This window comes from Mycolicibacterium sp. XJ870, from assembly GCF_053483975.1.
This window is the reverse complement of record NZ_JBEFTI010000007.1, coordinates 246194-267398: the sequence shown is the minus strand read 5'-3', so window position 1 is coordinate 267398 and position 21205 is coordinate 246194. Positions and strand designations below refer to the sequence as shown.

The 21205-nt window shown below is 66.8% G+C and carries 19 protein-coding genes; 9 read left to right on the top strand and 10 right to left on the bottom strand.

What is annotated here, in order from left to right:
• Positions 1 to 9: 9 nt before the first annotated feature.
• Positions 10 to 807, bottom strand: a complete 798-nt coding sequence (locus tag ABQF30_RS23615; protein WP_448468333.1) for a family 1 encapsulin nanocompartment shell protein — start codon at positions 805 to 807, stop codon at positions 10 to 12.
• Positions 807 to 1823, bottom strand: a complete 1017-nt coding sequence (locus tag ABQF30_RS23610) for a Dyp-type peroxidase (RefSeq protein WP_448468331.1) — start codon at positions 1821 to 1823, stop codon at positions 807 to 809. The genes ABQF30_RS23615 and ABQF30_RS23610 overlap by 1 nt, the downstream gene beginning before the upstream one ends.
• Positions 1824 to 1872: 49 nt before the next feature.
• Between ABQF30_RS23610 and ABQF30_RS23605 the strand changes: the two genes are divergently transcribed.
• Complete coding sequence (locus tag ABQF30_RS23605; protein WP_448468329.1) at positions 1873 to 3135, top strand: M18 family aminopeptidase; 1263 nt, start codon at positions 1873 to 1875, stop codon at positions 3133 to 3135.
• 15 nt (positions 3136 to 3150) lie between these two features.
• On the top strand, positions 3151 to 3498 hold the full coding sequence (locus tag ABQF30_RS23600; RefSeq protein ID WP_448468327.1) for a VOC family protein: 348 nt from the start codon (positions 3151 to 3153) through the stop codon (positions 3496 to 3498).
• Positions 3499 to 3502: 4 nt separating this feature from the next.
• Here ABQF30_RS23600 and ABQF30_RS23595 read toward each other — a convergent pair whose 3' ends face one another.
• The 3 genes from ABQF30_RS23595 to ABQF30_RS23585 form a co-directional block, all read right to left on the bottom strand.
• Positions 3503 to 3733, bottom strand: a complete 231-nt coding sequence (locus ABQF30_RS23595; protein ID WP_448468325.1) for a hypothetical protein — start codon at positions 3731 to 3733, stop codon at positions 3503 to 3505.
• Between the two features lie 40 nt (positions 3734 to 3773).
• Positions 3774 to 5588, bottom strand: a complete 1815-nt coding sequence (locus ABQF30_RS23590) for a thiamine pyrophosphate-requiring protein (RefSeq protein ID WP_448468323.1) — start codon at positions 5586 to 5588, stop codon at positions 3774 to 3776.
• Positions 5589 to 5686: 98 nt separating this feature from the next.
• On the bottom strand, positions 5687 to 6337 hold the full coding sequence (locus ABQF30_RS23585) for a sensor domain-containing protein (RefSeq protein ID WP_448468321.1): 651 nt from the start codon (positions 6335 to 6337) through the stop codon (positions 5687 to 5689).
• 543 nt (positions 6338 to 6880) lie between these two features.
• On the opposite strand from ABQF30_RS23585, the gene purL reads away from it, so the two are divergent.
• The 3 genes from purL to ABQF30_RS23570 are packed head-to-tail and all read left to right on the top strand — an operon-like array spanning position 6881 to position 11528.
• Positions 6881 to 9178, top strand: a complete 2298-nt coding sequence (gene purL, locus ABQF30_RS23580) for a phosphoribosylformylglycinamidine synthase subunit PurL (protein ID WP_448468319.1) — start codon at positions 6881 to 6883, stop codon at positions 9176 to 9178.
• Positions 9175 to 10902, top strand: coding sequence for an alpha/beta hydrolase (locus tag ABQF30_RS23575; RefSeq protein ID WP_448468317.1), 1728 nt, complete (start codon positions 9175 to 9177; stop codon positions 10900 to 10902). The genes purL and ABQF30_RS23575 overlap by 4 nt, the downstream gene beginning before the upstream one ends.
• A complete protein-coding gene (locus ABQF30_RS23570; protein WP_448468315.1) occupies positions 10902 to 11528 on the top strand; it encodes an Rv0804 family intramembrane glutamic endopeptidase in 627 nt (208 codons plus the stop codon). The genes ABQF30_RS23575 and ABQF30_RS23570 overlap by 1 nt, the downstream gene beginning before the upstream one ends.
• Positions 11529 to 11530: 2 nt before the next feature.
• Here the strand turns inward: ABQF30_RS23570 and ABQF30_RS23565 are convergent, their stop codons facing one another.
• Together ABQF30_RS23565 and ABQF30_RS23560 are read right to left on the bottom strand one after the other, a co-directional pair.
• Positions 11531 to 11956, bottom strand: a complete 426-nt coding sequence (locus ABQF30_RS23565) for a PPOX class F420-dependent oxidoreductase (RefSeq protein ID WP_448468313.1) — start codon at positions 11954 to 11956, stop codon at positions 11531 to 11533.
• Between the two features lie 39 nt (positions 11957 to 11995).
• Complete coding sequence (locus ABQF30_RS23560; protein ID WP_448468311.1) at positions 11996 to 13198, bottom strand: MCE family protein; 1203 nt, start codon at positions 13196 to 13198, stop codon at positions 11996 to 11998.
• A gap of 16 nt (positions 13199 to 13214) precedes the next feature.
• On the opposite strand from ABQF30_RS23560, the gene ABQF30_RS23555 reads away from it, so the two are divergent.
• Both ABQF30_RS23555 and aspT read left to right on the top strand, forming a co-directional pair.
• Positions 13215 to 13604: a sterol carrier family protein gene (locus tag ABQF30_RS23555; RefSeq protein WP_448468309.1), complete on the top strand. Its 390-nt coding sequence runs from the start codon at positions 13215 to 13217 to the stop codon at positions 13602 to 13604.
• Between the two features lie 102 nt (positions 13605 to 13706).
• Positions 13707 to 15398, top strand: coding sequence for an aspartate-alanine antiporter (aspT, locus tag ABQF30_RS23550; RefSeq protein ID WP_448468307.1), 1692 nt, complete (start codon positions 13707 to 13709; stop codon positions 15396 to 15398).
• A 1-nt stretch (position 15399) separates the two neighbouring features.
• Here the strand turns inward: aspT and ABQF30_RS23545 are convergent, their stop codons facing one another.
• A complete protein-coding gene (locus ABQF30_RS23545; RefSeq protein ID WP_448468305.1) occupies positions 15400 to 16734 on the bottom strand; it encodes a DoxX family protein in 1335 nt (444 codons plus the stop codon).
• 215 nt (positions 16735 to 16949) lie between these two features.
• Between ABQF30_RS23545 and purF the strand changes: the two genes are divergently transcribed.
• Positions 16950 to 18485, top strand: a complete 1536-nt coding sequence (gene purF / locus ABQF30_RS23540) for an amidophosphoribosyltransferase (RefSeq protein ID WP_448468303.1) — start codon at positions 16950 to 16952, stop codon at positions 18483 to 18485.
• A 49-nt stretch (positions 18486 to 18534) separates the two neighbouring features.
• Complete coding sequence (gene purM, locus ABQF30_RS23535) at positions 18535 to 19626, top strand: phosphoribosylformylglycinamidine cyclo-ligase (RefSeq protein ID WP_448468301.1); 1092 nt, start codon at positions 18535 to 18537, stop codon at positions 19624 to 19626.
• Between the two features lie 27 nt (positions 19627 to 19653).
• Here purM and ABQF30_RS23530 read toward each other — a convergent pair whose 3' ends face one another.
• Both ABQF30_RS23530 and ygfZ read right to left on the bottom strand, forming a co-directional pair.
• The gene (locus ABQF30_RS23530) at positions 19654 to 19827 is read right to left on the bottom strand and encodes a DUF3073 domain-containing protein (RefSeq protein WP_448468299.1); all 174 of its coding nucleotides are present in this window, start codon (positions 19825 to 19827) and stop codon (positions 19654 to 19656) included.
• Positions 19828 to 20114: 287 nt separating this feature from the next.
• Positions 20115 to 21185, bottom strand: coding sequence for a CAF17-like 4Fe-4S cluster assembly/insertion protein YgfZ (gene ygfZ / locus ABQF30_RS23525; RefSeq protein WP_448468297.1), 1071 nt, complete (start codon positions 21183 to 21185; stop codon positions 20115 to 20117).
• Positions 21186 to 21205 lie beyond the last annotated feature (20 nt).

Here is a 21205-nt window from a genome sequence, read left to right as displayed (position 1 = left end):
TGCAAGGGATTAGGCAGTCAGGGCGACGGACGCTTCGGCGGTGTAGCAGAGGAACGTCATGGTCTCCTGCATGTACAGGTGCACGGTCTCGGCGTCGTGGGACAGGTACCCGATTGACACGTCGGTGCCGAGTTGGAGGTCGAAATCCCCGCCGCGAGTGGACAACACGAATGCACCGTCGATCGCCGGCGCCCAGATGATCTCGCCGTCCACCAGTCGGTTGATGTGTTCGCGGATCGGATAGCCGTGTGCGGTGGTCTCGCTGACCTTGGTGTAGGTCTCCGCCGACAGCAGCACCGAGTACGGACCGTCCACGCCGGCCAACCGCAGTTCTGACAGCGCCTGGGCGATCACGTCGGGAATCTCACGGGCATCGTCGGGCAGCGCGAGTGCCGGGTTGGAGCTGGAACTGCGGATGCCTTCGATCGCCGCCGCCTCGTAGCCCTCGAAGATGGCCCGATCCTCGACGAACGCCAGCTTTTTGGCGGCGTCCTTGACGGGATCCCAGTCGGAGTCCTGTGATCCGCGTTCGACGTCGTCGATGTCCTTGCGCGCCACGGTGAACGGCACGCGCAGGCGAACCAGCGGCTTGGCGTCGCGCAGGTGGGCGATCACGCCGTCACCGGGCGGGTTGACATCGACCAGATGCCCGGTGCTGATCGCCGCGGTCACCGGGCCGCCGGGCTCGCTGACGTCGACCACGCGACGGCCGGCGATGTGCCGCTTGAATGTCCGGGTGGCCTCCAATTCGATCTCAGCCCAAGCGGACTCGGTGATCGGGGCAAGTTCGCGGTAGAGGTTGTTCATCAACGGATTCCTTTCAGACTGCCGATACCGAGCGAGCCGCTATAGCTGACCGAAGTGACCTCCGGCGTTTCCTGCTCATCCGCCGCCAACGGCGGTGGATCGTCCAGGAAGTCGATGGTGGGCGTGAAGAACAATCCACCGGTGACTGCGGTGGAGAAGTCCAGGATGCGGTCGGTGTTACCGGGCGGGTCCCCGATGAACATGTTCGTCAGCATCTGTTCGGTGACCGCGGGTGTGCGCGAGTAGCCGATGAAGTACGTGCCGAATTCGCCTATGCCGAGCTCACCGAACGGCATGTTGTGCCGGATGATCTTGAGCTCGTTGCCGTCCGCGTCCTCGATCACATTGAGCGCGACGTGCGAATTGGCAGGCTTCACCGCATCGTCGAGCTCGATGTCGTCGAGTTTGGTGCGGCCGATCACCCGCTCCTGCTCTTCGACCGACAACGAGTTCCACGAACCCATGTCGTGCAGGTACTTCTGCACGTGCACATAGCAGCCGCCGGCGAAATCCGGATCCTCGCCTGCGATTTGGGTTGCGGTGACGGCCACCGGCCCGTCCGGGTTCTCGGTGCCGTCGACGAAACCCATCAGGTCGCGGTTGTCGAAGAACTTGAACCCCTGCACCTCGTCGACGATCGTGATCGCCCCCTCCATCGCCTCGAGGAGCTTGGTGGCGAGCTCGAAACACACATCCATCGACTCGGCCCGCAGGTGGAACAGCAGGTCTCCCGGGGTCGCGGGGGCGTGATGGCGCGGTCCGGTCAGTTCGGTGAACGGATGCAGTTCGGCGGGCCGCGGACCGGAGAACAGCCGGTCCCAGGCATCCGAACCGATCGAGACGATCGCCGACAGGTGTTTGGTCGGGTCGCGGAACCCGATTGCGCGCACCAGCCCCGAGATATCGGGCAGGGCGTCGTGAACCGTCGCCTCCCCGCCCTCATCGATTGTGGCGACCAGGAAGATGGCGGCGGGTGTCAGCGGCGCCAGAACCGGCTGGGGCTGTGGTGCGGGCACATCAGGACCCTAACGCGGAGTGCGCCGAAATCCCGGTCAAGATAGAGATATGGCAGCCAGCCCCCAGAACCTCTGCGAGTTCATCGACGCCTCGCCGTCCCCGTTCCATGTATGCGCCACCGCGGCGCAACGACTGGTCGACGCGGGATTCACCGCATTGGCCGAAACCGACCCATGGCCGGCCACCGCGAGCGGCGAATCCGGCGGATTCTTCACGGTGCGCGCGGGATCATTGGTGGCCTGGCGGGGCGGTGACGGACCTTTTCGGGTCGTGGGCGGTCACACCGACAGCCCCAACCTGCGGGTCAAACAGCATCCCGACCGGATGGTCGCAGGCTGGCAGGTGGTGGCGCTGCAGCCCTACGGCGGCGCCTGGCTGAATTCCTGGCTGGATCGCGACCTCGGCATCAGCGGCAGGCTCTCAGTTCGGAGCGGAAACCGGATCGAGCATCGACTGGTGCGGGTCGACGAACCGATCCTGCGGGTCCCGCAACTGGCGATCCACCTGTCGGAGGACCGCAAGGGCGTCAGTCCGGACCCGCAGCGCCATGTCAACGCGGTGTGGGGGTTGGGCGAGCGGCGAGGGTCCTTCATCGGCTTCGTCGCCGAGCGGGCCGGGGTGGCCGAGAGCGCCGTACTTGGCTTCGATCTGATGACTCACGATCTGGCTCCGTCGGCGGTCACGGGTGCTCAAGGCGAGTTCGTCAGCGCACCCCGGCTGGACAACCAGGCCACCTGCTACGCCGGGCTGGAGGCGTTCCTGGCGGCAGACGCCGAGAGTCATGTACCGGTGCTGGCGCTGTTCGACCATGAGGAGGTGGGTTCCACCTCGGATCACGGTGCGCAGTCCGAGCTGCTGCCGACGGTGCTGGAGCGCATCACGCTCGCGGCAGGCGGCGGCCGTGAAGACTTCCTGCGCCGGGTGGCCGGGTCGATGGCGGCCTCTGGCGACATGGCGCACGCGACGCACCCGAACTATCCCGACCGCCACGAACCCGGACACCAGATCGCGGTCAACGCCGGTCCGGTGCTCAAGGTGCAGCCCAACCTGCGCTACGCCACCGACGGCCGCACCGCGGCGGCGTTCGCGTTGGCCTGTGACCAGGCCGGCGTTTCGCTGCAACGCTACGAGCACCGCGCCGACCTGCCCTGCGGTTCGACCATCGGGCCGATGACTTCCGCGCGCACCGGTATCCCGACCGTCGATGTCGGCGCAGCCCAGTTGGCGATGCATTCGGCACGGGAATTCATGGGTGCCCACGACATCGCCGACTACTCGGCGGCATTGCGGGCTTTCTTGTCACCGGGTTGATCTAGGGTCAGCGCCATGGCCCTTTCCGTGGAGATGATCACCTTCGATTGCAGTGACCCCGACGCGCTGGCCCAGTGGTGGTCGCATGCCGTCGGCGGTGATGTAAACGCGTATGCACCAGGAGAATTCGTGATGTTGGTCCGGCCGGACGGGCCGAGGCTTGGCTTTCAGAAGGTGCCTGACCCGACACCGGGGAAGAATCGGGTCCACCTCGACTTCCAGGCCGCGGATATGGAGGCCGAGGTGGCGCGGCTGGTAGGCCTCGGGGCCGCCGAGACCGGTCGGCACAGTTTCGGGCCGGAGTTCAACTGGGTCGTCCTGGCCGACCCCGAGGGCAACGCGTTCTGTATCGCGGGGCAGTAAGGGACTACGTGATCCGCTTGGCCAACATGTGCTTGGCCATCTCGGCGCCCTTGCGGCTGTCGGACTGCGCCTTGCGGAACAGCTCGACGACTTCGGTGTCGCCATCGCGCTCGGCGTCGGCGATGTAGGTCTCCATCCGCAGGGCGTTCTCGAGGCACTGCTCGGTGTACCAGATCAGGTTGTAGTTCTTGTCCTTGGTGCCGGTCACATGGCCGGACTCGGTGGTTGTGCTCATGAGTCACTCCTTCGATCCTTGTTTTGGTGACGTCTTCGGCCTACCCCTGAGACCGAGAAGGCAAACCCGTATGCGTAAGCAGTTCCGCCGCTTTGTTCTTGGCGATTTCGGCGACCATGCGCCAGCCGTTCGGATCGCCCTTGACGACCGCCTCGGCGGTGGCTTTCATCTGCTCGTAGGTGGCGTGCGGCGGTATCGGCGGAACCTCAGGATCGGTGCGCACGTCCAACACGACGGGCTCGTCGGCGCCCAGCGCCTCCTCCCAGGCCGGTCCGACCCGGTCGGGATCGTCCACGGCGATCGAACGCAAGCCCATCGACCTCGCCACGTCGGCGTAGGACACCTCTGGCAGGTTCTGCGATCCCTCGAACTTCGGTGCGCCACCCATCGCCCTCAGCTCCCACGTGACATGCGCCAGGTCGTTGTTGTGGAACACGCACACCACCAGCCGCTGATCTGACCACTGCTCGCGGTACCGGCGGATGGTCAGCAGCTCTGCCAGCCCATTCATCTGCATCGCGCCGTCACCGGCCAGGGCGATCACCGGGCGGTCCGGGTAGGCGAACTTGGCGCCGATCGCGTACGGCACCGCCGATCCCATGGTGGCCAGCGTGCCCGACAGTGACCCCCGGGTGGTCGGCCCGAACCGTAGACACCTCGCGTACCAGTTGGTGGAGGAGCCCGAGTCACCGGTGACGATCGCGTGCTCGGGCAGCCTGCGGGACAGTTCCCACACGACCCGCATGGGGTTGATCGGGTCGGCGGACAACATCGACTGCCGCTCCACGGTCTCCCACCAGCGCGCGACTCCCTTTTCCACCGATTCCCGCCAGGACCGGTCCGTTTTCGGCTCGAGCAGCGGAACCAGCTGCGCCAGAGCAGTTTTCGCGTCAGCGATGATGTTGACCTCGGTGGAGTAGCGCATCCCGATGTCGGCTCCGTCGATGTCGATCTGAATCGCCCGGGCCTGGCCGTAGTCCGGTAGGAACTGGCTGTACGGGAAATTGGAGCCGACGATCAGCAGGGTGTCGCAGTCACGCATCAGCTCGTAGCTCGGGCGCGTGCCGAGCAGCCCGATCGAGCCTGTGACGTACGGCAGTTCATCGGACAGCACATCCTTGCCGAGCAGTGCTTTGGCCACCCCGGCGCCGGTGCGCTCGGCCACCTGCGCCACCTCCTCGGCCGCCCCGCGCGCACCCTGGCCGACCAGGATCGCCACCTTGGCGCCGGCGTTGAGAATCTCGGCGGCGGTCTTCAGCGCCGCGGGATCCGGTGCGAGCACCGGTTCGGCGTCATGCGGACCACTGGAGGGCACCTGTTTGAACGCGTGCCCGGGTGCCTCATACGGCTGCTCCTGCAGATCCGACGGGATCACCACGGCGGTCGGCGCCCGGCGGGCCCGCGCCGTGCGGAACGCCCGGTCCAGCGCGTTGGGTAGCTGGCTGGCCACGTTGACCTCGACCAGGTAGTCGCTCGCGACGTCGGAGAACAGCCCCTGCAGGTCTACCTCCTGCTGGTAGCTGCCGCCCATCGCACTGCGCGCGGTCTGACCGACGATCGCGACCACCGGTGTGTGATCGAGCTTGGCGTCGTACAGCCCGTTGAGCAGGTGAATGGCGCCAGGACCCGACGTGGCCAGACACACTCCCACGTTGCCGGAGAACTTGGCGTACCCGGTGGCGGCGATCGCGGCCATCTCCTCGTGGCGGGTCTGGACGAACTGGGGGCCGGCTGACCCGGCCTCGCCGAAAGCCGCGATCAACCCGTTGATCCCGTCGCCCGGATAGCCGAACACCTGCCCGACGTGCCATTGTCGAAGCCGGTCGAGGACATGTTCGGCGACTGTTTGACTCATACGTGGGGGCTACCCGCCTGACCAGCTGAAAAACCTGGCCGCGCCCAGCGGCGGGTCATCGCGTCTGTGCCAAGGGGAACGAGACCATTGCCAGACCTTTAGTTAATTCGCTCGATGATCGCTCGGGAGATGTCGGAGGCGATTCGTTCAGCGTCGGGCAGCGCGACCACTGACACGTCGATGACAACGGTGGACTTGACGGCGAAAACAAACACATTGCCTCCGCTGTTGTACACCGCGACGGTGGGGTCTGGCTGCGAGAGGGTTCCGCTGTAGATGGGGATGTTCAGTTCGGCGCATTCCGCCATCGCTGTGACTCGCCGGTCGAAAACCTCACGCGCCGCAGCATCATTGGAGTAGACGGCGATTTTCTGGATTGCAGCGGCCATCAAGGGCACCGTCAAGGGAGTGTTAGCGTCCCGGGTTACGCGGGACGTTGACGGTGCTCGGCCGTTAGCGTCGACGTTGCCGGAGTCGGCGATCGCTCGGAATTCGGTCCAACTGTCCCCGAACGCCACCAGATCATCCGACAGCGATTGGCATGGCCCGGCGGGCGCGTAATCGTCCGCAGCGGGTTCGCGGGTGTCGACGTCCCGCGTGAACTTGTCGAATCCGCTGATCTGCTTTACTTCGTCGAGGCTGAGGGAAAGCAGGTCGACGGTGTTGCCACGCGCTGGTTCGGCGTGGCTTTGGCACGCGAGTGCGGACAGAGTGACGAGGCAGCCGAGGACGAGAACCTTCGGTATCAAATCGGGAGGGCCTTCCCGGTAGTCGGACTGCAGGTTTGCGCAGCAGCCCGGCCAGGTCAGGCGTGCTCATATCGGCGCTCGGTGGCCCCGATGTTGTCGGTGCTGTCGTAGCAATCGGCCGCCGCGGCCGCCGATTCGCCGCGACCTGTGAGGCGACCGGCGTAGGCATGGCTGAACGCTTCGATGGCTGCGGCGAAACTAGCCGCTCCGGCGCTCGATGATCTGCCACCGGCAGGCGCTGCGCTCTCAGTGCCCGTTAGCTGACTCGCGTGCTCATCCAACGCTGCGGATACAGCACGCAACCCAACTGGGCTGACAGATAACCGATCAGACAACTGCTATCCCCCAACCGTGACTGTGCGCAGTGTAGCGACGTGCTCTCGCCGACAGGCATAGGGCAGTCTTCATCTTGAATAGCTTGGGCCGGGGCGACCCGTCCCCGGTCTCCAAATTCGGGTTCCTTCGGCCGTCGCCGGGGCGACCCGATTGACCACCTGGAAAACCTGCCCGCGCCCAGCGGCAGACACAAACTAAACTGATCGGGTGACGTCTGAGCTCACCCACGATATCGACTCGGTGCAGCGGGCAGCCGCCACCCCCGATCACCCCCAGCCCTTCCGCGAACTCGGCCTCAAGGACGACGAATACCAGCGGATCCGCGAGATCCTGGGCCGTCGCCCCACCGACGCCGAGCTGGCGATGTACTCGGTGATGTGGAGCGAACACTGCTCCTACAAGTCCTCGAAGGTGCATCTGCGCTACTTCGGGGAGACCACCACCGACGAGATGCGCGCCGGCATGCTGGCCGGCATCGGTGAGAACGCAGGCGTCGTCGACATCGGCGACGGCTGGGCCGTCACCTTCAAGGTCGAATCGCACAACCACCCGTCCTACGTCGAGCCCTACCAGGGCGCGGCGACGGGCGTCGGCGGCATCGTGCGCGACATCATGGCGATGGGCGCCCGCCCGGTGGCTGTGATGGACCAGCTGCGTTTCGGCGCGGCCGACGCCCCCGACACCCGCCGCGTGCTTGACGGCGTGGTGCGCGGCGTCGGCGGCTATGGCAACTCGCTGGGCCTGCCCAACATCGGCGGCGAGACGATATTCGATCCCTCCTATGCCGGCAATCCATTGGTCAACGCGTTGTGTGTGGGCGCATTGCGTAAAGAGGACCTGCACCTCGCGTTCGCGTCAGGTGCAGGCAACAAGATCATCCTGTTCGGCGCCCGCACCGGCCTCGACGGTATCGGCGGAGTCTCGGTGCTGGCCAGCGACACGTTCGGGGGAGACGAGACCGGCGCTGCCGGCCGCAAGAAGCTCCCGAGCGTCCAGGTCGGCGACCCCTTCATGGAGAAGGTGCTCATCGAGTGCTGCCTCGAGCTCTACGCCGCCGGCCTGGTGGTCGGCATCCAGGACCTCGGTGGCGCCGGACTGTCCTGTGCCACATCCGAACTCGCCTCCGCCGGTGACGGCGGTATGCGGGTCGAGCTCGATACGGTGCCGCTGCGCGCGGCCAATATGACTCCGGCCGAGATCCTCTCCAGCGAATCGCAGGAGCGGATGTGCGCGGTGGTCATGCCGGAGAACGTCGACGCGTTCCTCGAGGTGTGCCGCAAGTGGGAGGTGCTGGCCACCGTCATCGGCGAGGTCACCGAAGGCGATCGGCTCGAGATCACCTGGCACGGCGAGACCGTCGTCGACGTGCCACCGCGCACCGTCGCCCACGAAGGCCCGGTGTACCAGCGGCCGTTGGCCCGGCCCGACACTCAGGACGCGTTGATCGCCGACACCTCGGCGAATCTTCCGCGCCCCAAGACCGGCGACGAGCTGCGGTCGACCCTGCTGGCGCTGATCGGCAGCCCGCACCTGTGCAGCCGGGCGTTCATCACCGAGCAGTACGACCGCTACGTGCGCGGCAACACCGTGCTCGCCGAGCACGCCGACGGCGGTGTGCTGCGCATCGACGAGGCCACCGGCCGCGGCATCGCCGTCTCCACCGACGCCTCGGGCCGCTACACGCAACTCGACCCGTACACCGGCGCACAGCTCGCACTGGCCGAGGCCTACCGCAACGTCGCGGTCACCGGGGCCACCCCGGTCGCGGTGACCAACTGCCTCAACTTCGGTTCTCCGGAGGATCCCGGCGTGATGTGGCAGTTCAGTCAGGCCGTGCGCGGGCTCGCCGATGGTTGTGCAGCCCTGGGCATTCCGGTGACCGGCGGCAACGTCAGCTTCTACAACCAGACCGGCACCACCGCGATCCTGCCCACCCCGGTGGTCGGTGTGCTCGGTGTGATCGACGATGTGAAACGGCGCATCCCAACCGGTTTGGGTACCGAGCCCGGCGAAACACTGCTGCTGCTCGGCGATACCCACGACGAGTTGGACGGCTCGATCTGGGCGCAGGTCACCGGTGACCACCTGGGCGGTGTGCCGCCGAAGGTGGACCTGCACCGCGAGAAGCTGCTCGCCGAGGTGCTGACCGCGGCATCGCGCGACGGATTGATCTCCGCGGCCCACGATCTGTCCGAGGGCGGTCTGATCCAAGCTGTGGTCGAAGCGGCGCTGGCCGGTGAAACCGGTTGCCGGGTCATCCTTCCCGAAAACTCTGATCCGTTCGTGACGTTGTTCTCCGAATCGGCGGGCCGGGTTCTTGTCGCGGTCCCACGCACCGAGGAGAGCCGGTTCCGGTCGATGTGCGAGGCCAGGGGACTACCCGTGGCCCGGATCGGCGTGGTCGATCAGGGTAGTGATTCGGTCGAAGTCCAGGGCCAGTTCAGTGTCAGCCTGTCGGAGCTGCGGAGCACGTCGGAGGGCGTGCTGCCCGGGCTGTTCGGGTGAGGACCCAGAACCTCAACGATCGTCACCCTCTGCTGCTCTGGGCCTGGAGCCTGGTTCGTCTCGACTTCGTCGGCATTGCCGTCGGCGCGCTGTTCTTCTGCCTTTCGCTGACGCCGTCGCTGCTGCCACGCGACTGGTTGTTCGCCGGTCTCATCGGCGGCATCAACGCGGCCATCGGCTACGGGCTGGGCGTGTTGATCGGGAAAGCCGTGTACCGCTTCGGGTTACGGGCGAGAACGTGGTGGCCGCCGGGCAAATGGGTGTTGTTATGGGCCAAGGCGCTTGTGGTCGGAGGGTCGGCCGCGGCGTGCGTGCTGATGCTCATCCCGGCGGCGGCCTGGCAACGGCAAGTGTCGCGGCTCATGGGCATCGAAGGGCCGGCCACCCTTGGCTACCTACGCACATTGATCATCGCCATCGCGGTGGCCGGCGCGCTTATCGCGGCCGCGCGCGTACTGCGCGACGCGGTACGACTGCTGGCGAGGGTGCTCATCCGGCGCTGGCACCTGCACCGCGAAGTGGCCCAGTTCATCGGTACCGCCATCGTGGTGGTGCTGGTGATCACCCTTGCCAACGGCGTGCTGTACCGGGGATTCCTGGCCGGCGCCAGCCGGTTGTTCCAGCCGCAGAATACCACCACCCGTGAGGGGGTCAGCCAGCCGACGGAGTCCGAAAGATCAGGTAGCCCAGCATCTTTCGCGCCGTGGGATACGCTGGGTTTCCAGGGCCGCAACTTCGTGGCGACCGGTCCGCGCGCCGACGAGTTGGAGCAGGTCAACGGACGGCCCGCCACCGAACCGATCCGGGTCTATGCGGGCCTGCAGACCGCGGACACCGATGAGCAACGGGTTGCGGTGCTGCTCAGCGAACTTGAGCGCACCAACGCATTCGACCGCGAATTGTTGATCATCGTCCCGACCACCGGAACCGGTTGGGTCAACCCGGTGGCCGCGCGTGCGCTCGAGCTGATGTACAACGGCGATACGGCGATGGTGGGAATGCAGTACTCCTACCTGCCGAGCTGGATCTCGTTCATGAGTGACCGCCAGATCTCCATGAAAACCGGCCGGTTGATGATCGACGCCATTCATGTTCGCTGGCAACAACTTCCGCCGGAGCGACGGCCCAAACTGGTGCTATACGGTGAAAGCCTGGGATCGATGGCCGGGCAGGGCGCATTCGACTGGCTGCCCGACATCGCCCGGATGGGGTTCTCGTCGGTGCTGTGGGTGGGTCCGCCCAACGCCAGCCCGTTGTGGCGCGGCCTTACCGTCCGGCGTGACCCCGGCACCCCGGAGGTCCGTCCGCGCTACGACAACGGCCGCACCGTCCGGTTCTCCGAAGCTGCCGACGCCGTCGAGATCGCCCGCGACGCCGCCGAACCGTGGGAGGGCACACGGGTGCTTTTCCTCCAGCACCCGTCCGACCCGATCATCTGGTGGTCGACGGATCTGCTGTTCTCCGAACCGGATTGGCTGGAGGGGCCGCCCGGTGGCGACCGCACGGCATCCATGCGCTGGTATCCGATCATCACCTTCTGGCAGGTGGCCGCCGACATGACCAACGCGTCGAGCGTGCCGGCCGGGCATGGGCACAACTACGGCGAATCGGTGCTCGACGGCTGGGCGGCGGTGGCGCCGCCGGACGGCTGGACGCCCGAGGACACCGAACGCATCCGCATCGCGCTGCAGAAGACAGCCGGCGACGACGGTCCCGAATACTGATGGCCTCCAGCCGAATCCGAGCGGTGATGCTGGCCGCGGGGCTGGTCGCGTGGAACGGTCTGGTGGATCCGCGGCTACCTGCCCGATCGCAGCCGTTGGTGCGGGCGCTGCTCGGGACCGGGCTGATGGTGCTGACCCGGTCGCGACCAGGCCTGCGCCCGCCCGCCGTGTGGCAGGGGTTGCAGCTGGGAGCTGCGGCCGCAACCGCGGTGGCGGCAGGGGTTTCGGCGAGCACAACCCTGCCCGTGGTGCGTGCGGCGATGCTTCTGCGTGAAATGCCGGATGCACCGGCCGGATGGCTGCTGGTACGGATACCGGTAGGCACCGTCTGGTCGGAGGAGGCGGCGTTCCGGGCGGCCCTGGGCACGGTGGGTGCCGACGCGTTCGGGCCCGTAGGCGGACAACTGTTGCAGGCCACGGCGTTTGGGCTGTCACACATCGCCGACGCCCGAGCTACCGGTGCGCCGGTGATCGGGACCGTTGTGGTGACAGGGGTGGCCGGTTGGGTGTTCGGCCTGCTCGCGGCGCGGTCGGGCAGCGTGGCCGCGTCGATGCTCGCACACCTGGCGGTCAACGAGGCGGGGGCGGTGGCCGCGTTGGTCGCCCAACGCAGGCCGGCGCAATAGCGCTACTCGACCGATCGGATGTCCGCAACCAGCTGGTGTGGTTCGGATTCCTGGTCGTCGATGCCGAAGCCGATGATGCGGCGTGGTGTGATCCGGATGATCGCGGTGTCGAGCTCGTCGCCCGCCGCGCCGATAGCCACAGGCACCTGAACCTGCTCGGCCGTGCCACGGATCTCCAGACAACGCACCCGCCACGGATCGCGGGACGTGATGTCGTCGACCACGAAGGCGACCCGGTTGTTGTGCGCGATGTTTCGGTACTTCTGGCTGTGCGACATGCGGTAGCCGGCGATGTCGATGGTGCCCAGTTGCTCGTTGAACGTGAATCCGACCGGGCTGTTCTGCGGTGTACCGTCGGGCTGAATCGTCGCCAGCCGGCCCAATTCGGCCTCACGCAGGAATACGATCTCGTGCGGTTTGAACGTCATGAACCCAACGTAAAACCTCAACGGAAGTTGATGTCAACATCACGGGTTGATGGTCGGCTCACCGATCTGGCGCCCCCAGACGTAGTCCACGAACATCGGCGAACCCAGTTCTACGTGGTTGTAGGGCGCGATCGAGAGCCCGGTGTCCATCACCAGATACGGCACCGGCCACAGCTCGCGGGTGATCTCCTGCCAGCAGCCCGGCCGCCCTTCCGGCCCGCCTTTTGCGTTCACCCGCGGCAGATTGTCCGGGTACACGTACGGGTTCCCCGCGCCCATGGGTGTTCCATACGATTCCAGCGAGTAACCGTTGTCGCCGCCGAAGACCTCGCGCATCTTTGGTGCCACGTTGTGGTAGTTGCGGATGGTGCAGAAAATCATGCCGCGGTAGTCGTCGAGCAGCTTCGACGTCGGAATCAGGTCCTGCGCGCCCCGCTGCAGGTAAGGCCCGCCGCGCTCGAGGATGTCCGCACCGGTGCCTGCGAAGCCGATGGCGGCGATCAGTGCCGCATCGACATCGTCGCGCTGGGCATTGAGGGTGGCAGCCGTGCGTGCGCCGCTGTCCAGTCCGCCGAACAGGTCGGGCGCCGCGTCGGCGTAGATCCCGCCGAGGTCGGCGAGCGCGCTGATGTCGCGCCCCACCCGGTCCATGCGCGGGTTCAGGTCGTCGAGAATGGCGTTGCCGTCGGCGAGGGATCGGCCGAACTTGTCGCCCAGGCCTGTGAGCGCCTGCGCGGTGGCCGACAAGGTCTGGTTCAGCTTGATCGGGTCGACCTGCTCGGTGATCTCGGTGATGGTCTCGAACAGGGAGTTGAACTCGGTTGTCACCCCGGTCACGTCGATCGGCTCGGCGACCGAAACTCGTTGCGGGCTCGGGGTTTCCGGTGTCCGGAAGGCGACGTACTTGTTGCCGAAGACGGTGGTGGCCTGGATCGAGGTCTCAACGTTTGCCGGCAGCAGGTTCAGGTACCGCGGGTCGATGTCGAGGGTCACCCGGGCGACGATGTCGTCGCCGCTTTCCGTGCCGACGCGGGCAACTCGGCCGATCGGGACCCCGTTGTAGGTCACCTTGGACCCCGGGTCCAGCACCAGGCCGGCCCGCGAGGCCAGCAGCGTCAGCTGGGTTCGGGGTTCGAACGCGCCCCGGAACTGCAGCGCGACGAGCGTCAGAATCAGCGCAAGGATCGCCAGGAACAGCGCTCCGGCCGTTTTGTACGGCGGATTGCGGCGATCGACAAACACTTTGAGACACTAGAGTATGGCCGCACGCCGTAGTGCCGATCCGGCGAAGACCGCCGAAGCGGTCGCGGCCGTGGCTGATTGGCTGCGCGACGCATCTCGGCCGGAACCCGCGCGCACCGAACTCGCCGACGCGGTGCGGCTGACCGCCCGCACCCTGGCCGCTATCGCCCCCGGCGCCAGCGTCGAAGTCCGCGTGCCACCGTTTGTTGCGGTGCAATGCATCTCGGGTCCGCGCCATACTCGCGGTAACCCGCCCAACGTCGTCGAGACCGATCCCCGCACCTGGCTGCTGCTGGCCGCAGGCCTTCTCGATCTCACCGCGGCGGGTGGTGCGGTGCAGATGTCCGGCTCACGGGCGCCGGAGGTGGCGAACTGGCTGCCGCTGGTCCGCCTCGACACCAGCTGAAGTGCGGATTGTCGTGCACGCCAGTGGAATCTGCGGTTGCGCAGCGTGAAGTTCGGAATCCGGATACATTCGCAATCGTCCGGGCGGGGAAGGGGTGACGGGGTGGACTGGATCATCGACACGCTTGAATCGACTCCCGAGATCGCGCTCTTCGCGTGCCTCGCGCTCGGGTTCGCGGTGGGCAAGGTGCGGGTCTGGAAGATCTCCCTCGGCGGCGTGGCCGGAACACTGGTCGTGGCGATCCTGGTCGGCATGATGGGCGACATCAAGTTGGATGACCAGGTCAAGACCATCGCATTCGCCATGTTCATCTTCACGCTCGGTTACGTCTCGGGGCCGACGTTCGTCGCGAGCCTCAATCGCGAGAGCCTGAAGTACGCTGCGTTCACCGCCATAGAGGTCGTCTGCGTCCTGGGTATCACCGCCGCCGCGATCCTCATCATGAACGTGGACATCGGCACCGCGGCCGGACTACTGGCGGGCGGGGCCACCGAGTCCGCGGTGGTGGGCACCGCCACAGACGCGATCGCCAGGCTCCCGCTGTCGAACTCCGAGATCGAGACGCTGCAGGCCAACGTCGGCACCGCCTACTCGATCTCCTACATCTGCGGGCTCATCACCATCGTGCTCCTGTCCAGTCAGGTCTTTCCGCTGATCATGCGGGTCTCCCTGCGCGACGAGGCGGCCAAGCTGTGGAAGCAGCTCGGCGGAGGTGCCGACGAGGACACCGCCACCCCGGCGGCGCCGCGGATCGTCGGGCGCGTCTACCGAGTGGCGACCGCGGCAGGCAAGACGGTCGCGCGCGTCCAGGGCGACCTGGGCGACGGACCCGTCGTCGAACAGGTCTCCAGAGGCCGCCAGCTCCTCGATGTCCATCCCGACCTGGAACTGGCCGAAGGCGACCGCGTCCTCGTCGTGGGTCTGCGGGAGGGGCTCGTGGGGGCGGAGGACAGCATCGGCGAGGAGGTCGCCGTAGGGGATCTCGCGATGGACCTCGACGTCGCCGACGTCGTCGTCACCGCCAAGGATTACCGGACGACGACGCTCGGCCGGTTCAAGCGCGAGGTCAACGCGGAGGAAAGGCGCGGCGTGTTCCTCCAGCGGGTCACCCGGGGCGACCAAGACCTTCCCGTCCACGACGGGATGACGATCCAGCACGGCGACGTGGTTCGCCTCGCCGGCGCGTCCCGTGACCTTGCGCGCGTGATCGGCCGGGTCGGGTTCCGGCTCAACCCGACGGTCAAGATCGACCTCGTGTTCATCGCGCTCGGCGTCGTCGCGGGGTTCCTCATCGGGGGCCTGATCTGGCAGATCGGCGACATTCCGCTCACCCTCGGCACCGGCGGAGGGTGCCTGCTGGCCGGCCTCCTGTTCGGCTGGATCCGCTCCAAGCGGCCCACGTTCGGGCAGTACGACTCGGGCGCGGCCGACGTCATCAAGACGATGGGCCTGGCCGTGTTCATCTGTGCGGTCGGCCTGTCGTCGGGTCCGCAAGCGGTGGCGCTGGTCAAGGAGTTCGGTGTCGGTCTGCCGATCGCTGGCGTCGCGATGACCGCGATACCGGCGACCGTGTCGCTGTTCGTCGCCTGGAAGGTCATGCGCCTGCCCGCGCCGCTCACACTGGGCGCCATCACCGGCCAGCAGTGCTCGACGCCCGGCGTCACCGCCGTCCAGCAGGCCGCGGGCAACGCGACTCCGCTGATGGCGTACACGATCGTCTACGCATTCTCCAATGTGGCGCTGCCGCTCCTCGGCCCTGTCGTGGTGGCGATGGCCCACGCCATGGGCGCCTGACTCAGCGGAAGTACGGGTACTCCTGCACCCAGTGAAAGCCCCTGTTGTGCAGCGTGAACTGGTTCAGGTCGACCTGGTCCAGCGAAATCCGAACGGGGCGGCCGTCGAGGTTGCCGGTCAACTCGATGTGCTCCGGGGCATGCCGCGACACGGTGAAATCGGCCAGGGCGGCCCCGTCCGGCGCGGACAGTGCGATGGTGCCGTCCTCGGTCCGCGCGGTCGCTGGGACCAGCTCACCGTTCATGCGCTGGTAGGTGAGAACCCCGGGCTCATCGAAAACCACCCGCTGCCAACGAGTCTGGTCGGAGGTCACGGGCGGCAGCGTTCTGCCGTCGACACTGAACTCGCGTACCGTCCAGATTCCGTACAGCTCGGGCTTGGGTCGGCCGCCGCCGTACTCGACCCACGCCTGTGAGCTGGCCCAGAGGCATCCGATCAGTACCCAGATGCCCAGTGCGGCCTGCACCTGTGCGGAGATTCGGTTGGCCCGCGCACCGGTGAACAGTTCCGGCTGGCTGGCCGGTTCTGAGGGGCGTTGCAGCACAAGAAGATTCGTCAATCGATCGAGTTGCGGCGCGAGTACCACCAGGCTTATCAGCAGGAGATGTCCGGACAGTATCTTGACCGGCACGTCGAAGGTCATGTTCAGCAGGAACACCTGAGCCATGCTGGTCAGGCCGAGCAGCGCGCCCAGCGTCGCGGTACGGGGCACGAACAGCAGCACTCCGGCAAGCACCTCGACCGCGCCCAGCATCATCTCGTACGGGTGGGAGCTGCCTACCTGCAGCCACAGCACCGAGGCGGGGCTGAAGTCCCCGAAGGGCCGCAGCAGTGCCGTCAACGGCGGTGCGGGCATCTGGGTGGGGATCAGCTTCGCGAACCCGTAGAACAACATCTGCCCGGCCACACCCAACCGCAGGAACGTCAGGAACCAGGCCCACAACCGCGGATATCCCGGTCGGTGTCGGTCGATCACCGACCAGACCACGGTGGCCGCCACCGCCACCGCAAACAGACAGAACACCAGCACCCAGATCACCGTCTGGTCCCCGCTGCCCGAATCGCGGTGCAACTCGGCGTCGACGCCGAACACGGTGCGGCCGACCCAGCCGAGCGCCGGGTCGAGCAGCACCATCTGCCACATCACCGCCCGCTCGGGCAACCACTGGCCGATCACCCCGACGAACGCGAACGTGATCTGCGCGAAAGTCAGGCAGAACAGGCTGAAATAGACGAAGCAGAACCGGAATGCGATCTTCGTCACCCCACCCCACGGTGCCCCTGGAACGGAATCGACGGGATCGATGGTCAGGTTCTCCGAGAGTTGACGCGTCACCCGACCATCGTGGCTTCCCAAACGTGCTGTGGCGAACGGTTATCCCGCCGGATCCCGGTACGGCTGATCCCGCCGCGAACACGAGTTGGAAATGAGACCGGGGTGCCCGGTGTTGCAAAACATCGGTACCGATGGGCCATTCGATTCCGTTGCACCCTCGCGTTGACCGTAGACTCAGTTATGTCACCAACCGCCGCCCCGGGAGCAGCCCTATCGTGACCGACCACCAGCTCGACGAGAACGAACCACGTGAAGAGTGCGGTGTGTTCGGGGTCTGGGCGCCGGGCGAGGAAGTCGCCAAGCTGACCTACTACGGTCTCTACGCGCTGCAGCACCGCGGCCAGGAAGCCGCGGGTATCGCCGTAGCCGATGGTTCGCAGGTGCTGGTATTCAAGGATCTCGGGCTGGTCAGCCAGGTTTTCGACGAGCAGACCCTGGCCGCCATGCCCGGCCACGTCGCCGTCGGACACTGCCGGTACTCGACCACGGGCTCCACCACCTGGGAAAACGCCCAGCCGGTGTTCCGCAACACCGCTGCAGGCACCGGCGTCGCACTCGGTCACAACGGCAACCTCGTCAACACCGCGGAACTGGCCACCCGGGCCCGCGATGCCGGCCTGATCGATATGAAGGGCGCGCCGGCAGCCACCACCGACTCCGACATCCTCGGTGCCTTGCTGGCCCACGGCGCCGCCGACGCCACTCTCGAGCAGGCTGCCCTTGAGCTGCTGCCGACCGTGCGCGGCGCCTTCTGCCTGACTTTCATGGACGAGAACACCCTCTACGCGGCCCGCGACCCCCACGGCGTGCGGCCGTTGTCGCTGGGCCGCCTCGACCGTGGCTGGGTGGTCGCTTCGGAGACCGCGGCGCTCGACATCGTCGGTGCCTCGTTCGTCCGCGACATCGAACCCGGCGAACTGCTGGCGATCGACGCCGACGGTGTCCGCTCCACCCGCTTCGCCAACCCCACCCCCAAGGGCTGCGTCTTCGAGTACGTCTACTTGGCCCGCCCCGACAGCACCCTGGTCGGCCGCTCGGTGCACGCCACCCGCGTCGACATCGGCCGTCGGCTGGCCATTGAACATCCGATCGACGCCGACCTGGTGATCGGGGTTCCTGAATCGGGCACCCCCGCCGCCGTCGGCTATGCGCAGGGCTCAGGCATCCCGTTCGGGCAGGGCCTGATGAAGAACGCCTATGTGGGACGCACCTTCATCCAGCCCTCGCAGACGATCCGACAGCTCGGTATCCGGCTCAAGCTCAACCCGCTCAAAGAGGTGATCCGCGGCAAGCGGCTCATCGTCGTCGACGATTCGATCGTCCGCGGCAACACCCAGCGCGCGCTGATCCGGATGCTGCGCGAAGCCGGCGCCATCGAGGTTCACGTCCGGATCGCCTCGCCGCCGGTCCGGTGGCCCTGCTTCTACGGCATCGACTTCGCCACCCCCGCCGAGCTGATCGCCAACGCCGCGCCCCTGGAACACGAGGGCGAGATGCTCGAGGCGGTGCGGCACGCCATCGGCGCCGACACCTTGGGCTACATCTCCAAGCAGGGCATGATCGCCGCCACCGAACAGCCCCCGACGCGCCTGTGCTCGGCCTGCTTCGACGGCGAATACCCGATCGCGCTGCCCGGCGAGACCTCGCTGGGGAAGAACGTGATCGAACACATGCTGGATTCTGCGCACGCGAGGAGCGTCCCGGTGCAGGCCGCCGACAACGACAACGCGTCCGCCTTAAGACGGCCCTAACCGTCCTTCGCTGTACCGCCCTATCAGCGGGGCGGTAGCCTTGCTTGCGATGACTAAGGGCGCCGCACAGCACGGCATCGCCGAACAACATGGTATTTCCTACGCGTCGGCCGGGGTGGACATCGAAGCCGGTGACCGTGCCGTCGAACTCTTCAAACCCCTCGCCGCTAAGGCGACCCGTCCGGAAGTGCGGGGTGGCCTGGGCGGATTCGCCGGGCTGTTCGCGCTGCGTGGCGGATATCGCGAGCCCGTGCTCGCGTCGTCGACCGACGGGGTGGGCACCAAGCTTGCCGTCGCCCAGGCGATGGACAAGCACGACACCGTCGGGCTCGACCTGGTAGCCATGGTCGTCGACGACCTGGTCGTGTGTGGGGCCGAGCCGCTGTTCCTCCAGGACTACATCGCGGTGGGGCGCACCGTCCCAGAACGCGTCAGCGCCATCGTGTCCGGCATCGCCGACGGCTGTGTGCTGGCCGGCTGCGCCCTGCTGGGCGGGGAGACCGCCGAGCACCCGGGCTTGATGGAGCCTGACCACTACGACATCTCCGCGACCGGCGTCGGCATCGTGGAGGCCGACGACGTACTGGGGCCCGACCGGGTCAGGCCTGGCGACGTGATCATCGCGATGGCTGCCAGTGGGCTGCACTCAAACGGCTACTCGCTGGCCCGCAAGGTGTTGCTGGAGATCGACCGGATGAACCTCGCCGGGCACGTCGAGGAGTTCGGCCGCACGCTCGGCGAGGAGTTGCTGGAGCCGACGCGCATCTACGCCAAGGACTGCCTGGCGCTGGCTGCCGAAACTCAGGTCAGGACGTTCTGCCATGTCACCGGTGGTGGCTTGGCCGGAAACCTGGAGCGAGTTGTTCCCCACGGGCTGACCGCGGAGCTGGATCGCGGCACGTGGACGCCGGCACCGGTGTTCCAGATGATCGCTCAGCGTGGCCGGATCGAACGCGTCGAGATGGAAAAGACGTTCAACATGGGTGTCGGCATGGTCGCGGTCGTGGCACCTGAAGACACTGATCGCGCGCTGGCCATCCTGACCGCCCGGCATCTGAATTGCTGGACGCTGGGCACGGTCAAGAAGGGCGGCAAGGACAGTTTGCGCGCCCAACTGGTCGGCCAGCACCCGAGGTTCTGAGAAGGTCGGGCGAGGGCGCCGGTCGGCTTATCGCCGCCAGTCGTCCTCGCTCGCCCAATCGTCGTCGGCGCCGTTGACATCCTCGCCATCGGGACCTCCGGACAGCTCCCGCTGGAGCTGACTGAAATCGGTCTGCGGTGAGCTGTATTTGAGCTCACGTGCAACCTTGGTCTGCTTTGCCTTAGCCCGGCCGCGGCCCATGGGGGGACCCCCTCGCGCAATAACGGAGCGGCCCAATTGCTAGGCGGCTCCGATCTGTGTGTCTTTATTGTCCTGCCAACACTTTACCGTGCCCGTCCGCGAAGTGCTGGCAGGCCCTGCCCCGCGGTGAGCGACTCGGTGCCCTGCTACTGTGCGTCGTTGCGCGGCAGCGTGACTGTCACCAGCAGCGCGCCGATCCACAGGGACCTTCGACGTGACCGGAGTCACGTGTCTGGTGACCGGGTGAGTTTACGCGTTCGGCGAGCCTCTGCGGGTCCGAAGAGCTGTCACCCGCCGCGCAGGCGGTCAACCGCCACTCGTCCCGCGCCCGCCGCGTCCGGTGGCGGCATCGAGTCAGGATCGATGGCCGCGGGCACCTCCACGGCGCCTCCGGTAACCAGCTCGACGTCGGCGGTCAGCGCCCTCTTGAGCAGGGCCAGTGCGACCGGGCCTTCGTCGACGTGCTCGACGATGGTGCCGAGCCGTCCGACAGTGCGACCGCCGGCAAGCACCGGGTCGCCGGTGGCAGGCCGCTCCGAGGCGCCGTCCAACTGCAGCAGCACCAGCATCCGAGGGGGTTTGCCGAGGTTGTGCACCCGCGCGACCGTCTCCTGGCCGCGATAGCAGCCCTTGTCTAGATGGACCGCAGTGCCGATCCAGCCGACCTCGTGCGGGATCGTGCGTTCATCGGTGTCCACGCCAACCCGGGGCCGACGCGCCGCAACCCGATGCGCCTCGTACGCCCAGACCCCGGCCGGTCGCACGCCCGCACCGGTCAGCCGTGCCTTCCACTCGTCGACCTGATCCCGTCCGACCACCAGATCCAGCTCGATTCCGGCGGCCGCCAACCGACGGACGAATCCTCCGCCGGGCAGCGCCACGGCCGACGATTCGTCGGGCAGGGCGTCCATGCCGAGAGCGGCCAGCACCGGATCCTTCGCCAACCCGGGTCCCAACAGCGACAGGACTGCGAGATCAGCCGGCTCGACCTTGACGTCGGCCCAGAACACCATCTTGCGTAGGTAGTCCAGCAGGGCCTCGCCTCGCCACGGCTCGGTGTCCAGGTACGTGGTGCCGTCAAGCTCGGTTTGCCACCAGTGGTCTTCGACACGGCCCTGAAGGTCGAGGCTCAGGTTCTCGGTCACCGCACCGTCGGGCAGCGCACTGACATGCTGGGTGGAGATGCTGTGCAGCCAGGTTTGGCGGTCCTTCCCGGTAACGGTGAGCACCGCCCGGTGAGAACGGTCGACCAGGACTGCGTCATCGGCTGCGGCTCGCTGCTCGCCGAGCGGATCGCCGTAGTGCCAAATTGCGCCGGCGTCCGGACCGGTCTCGGGCGCGGGGACTGCTGCTGACATACGTCAACTGTACGGCGCTA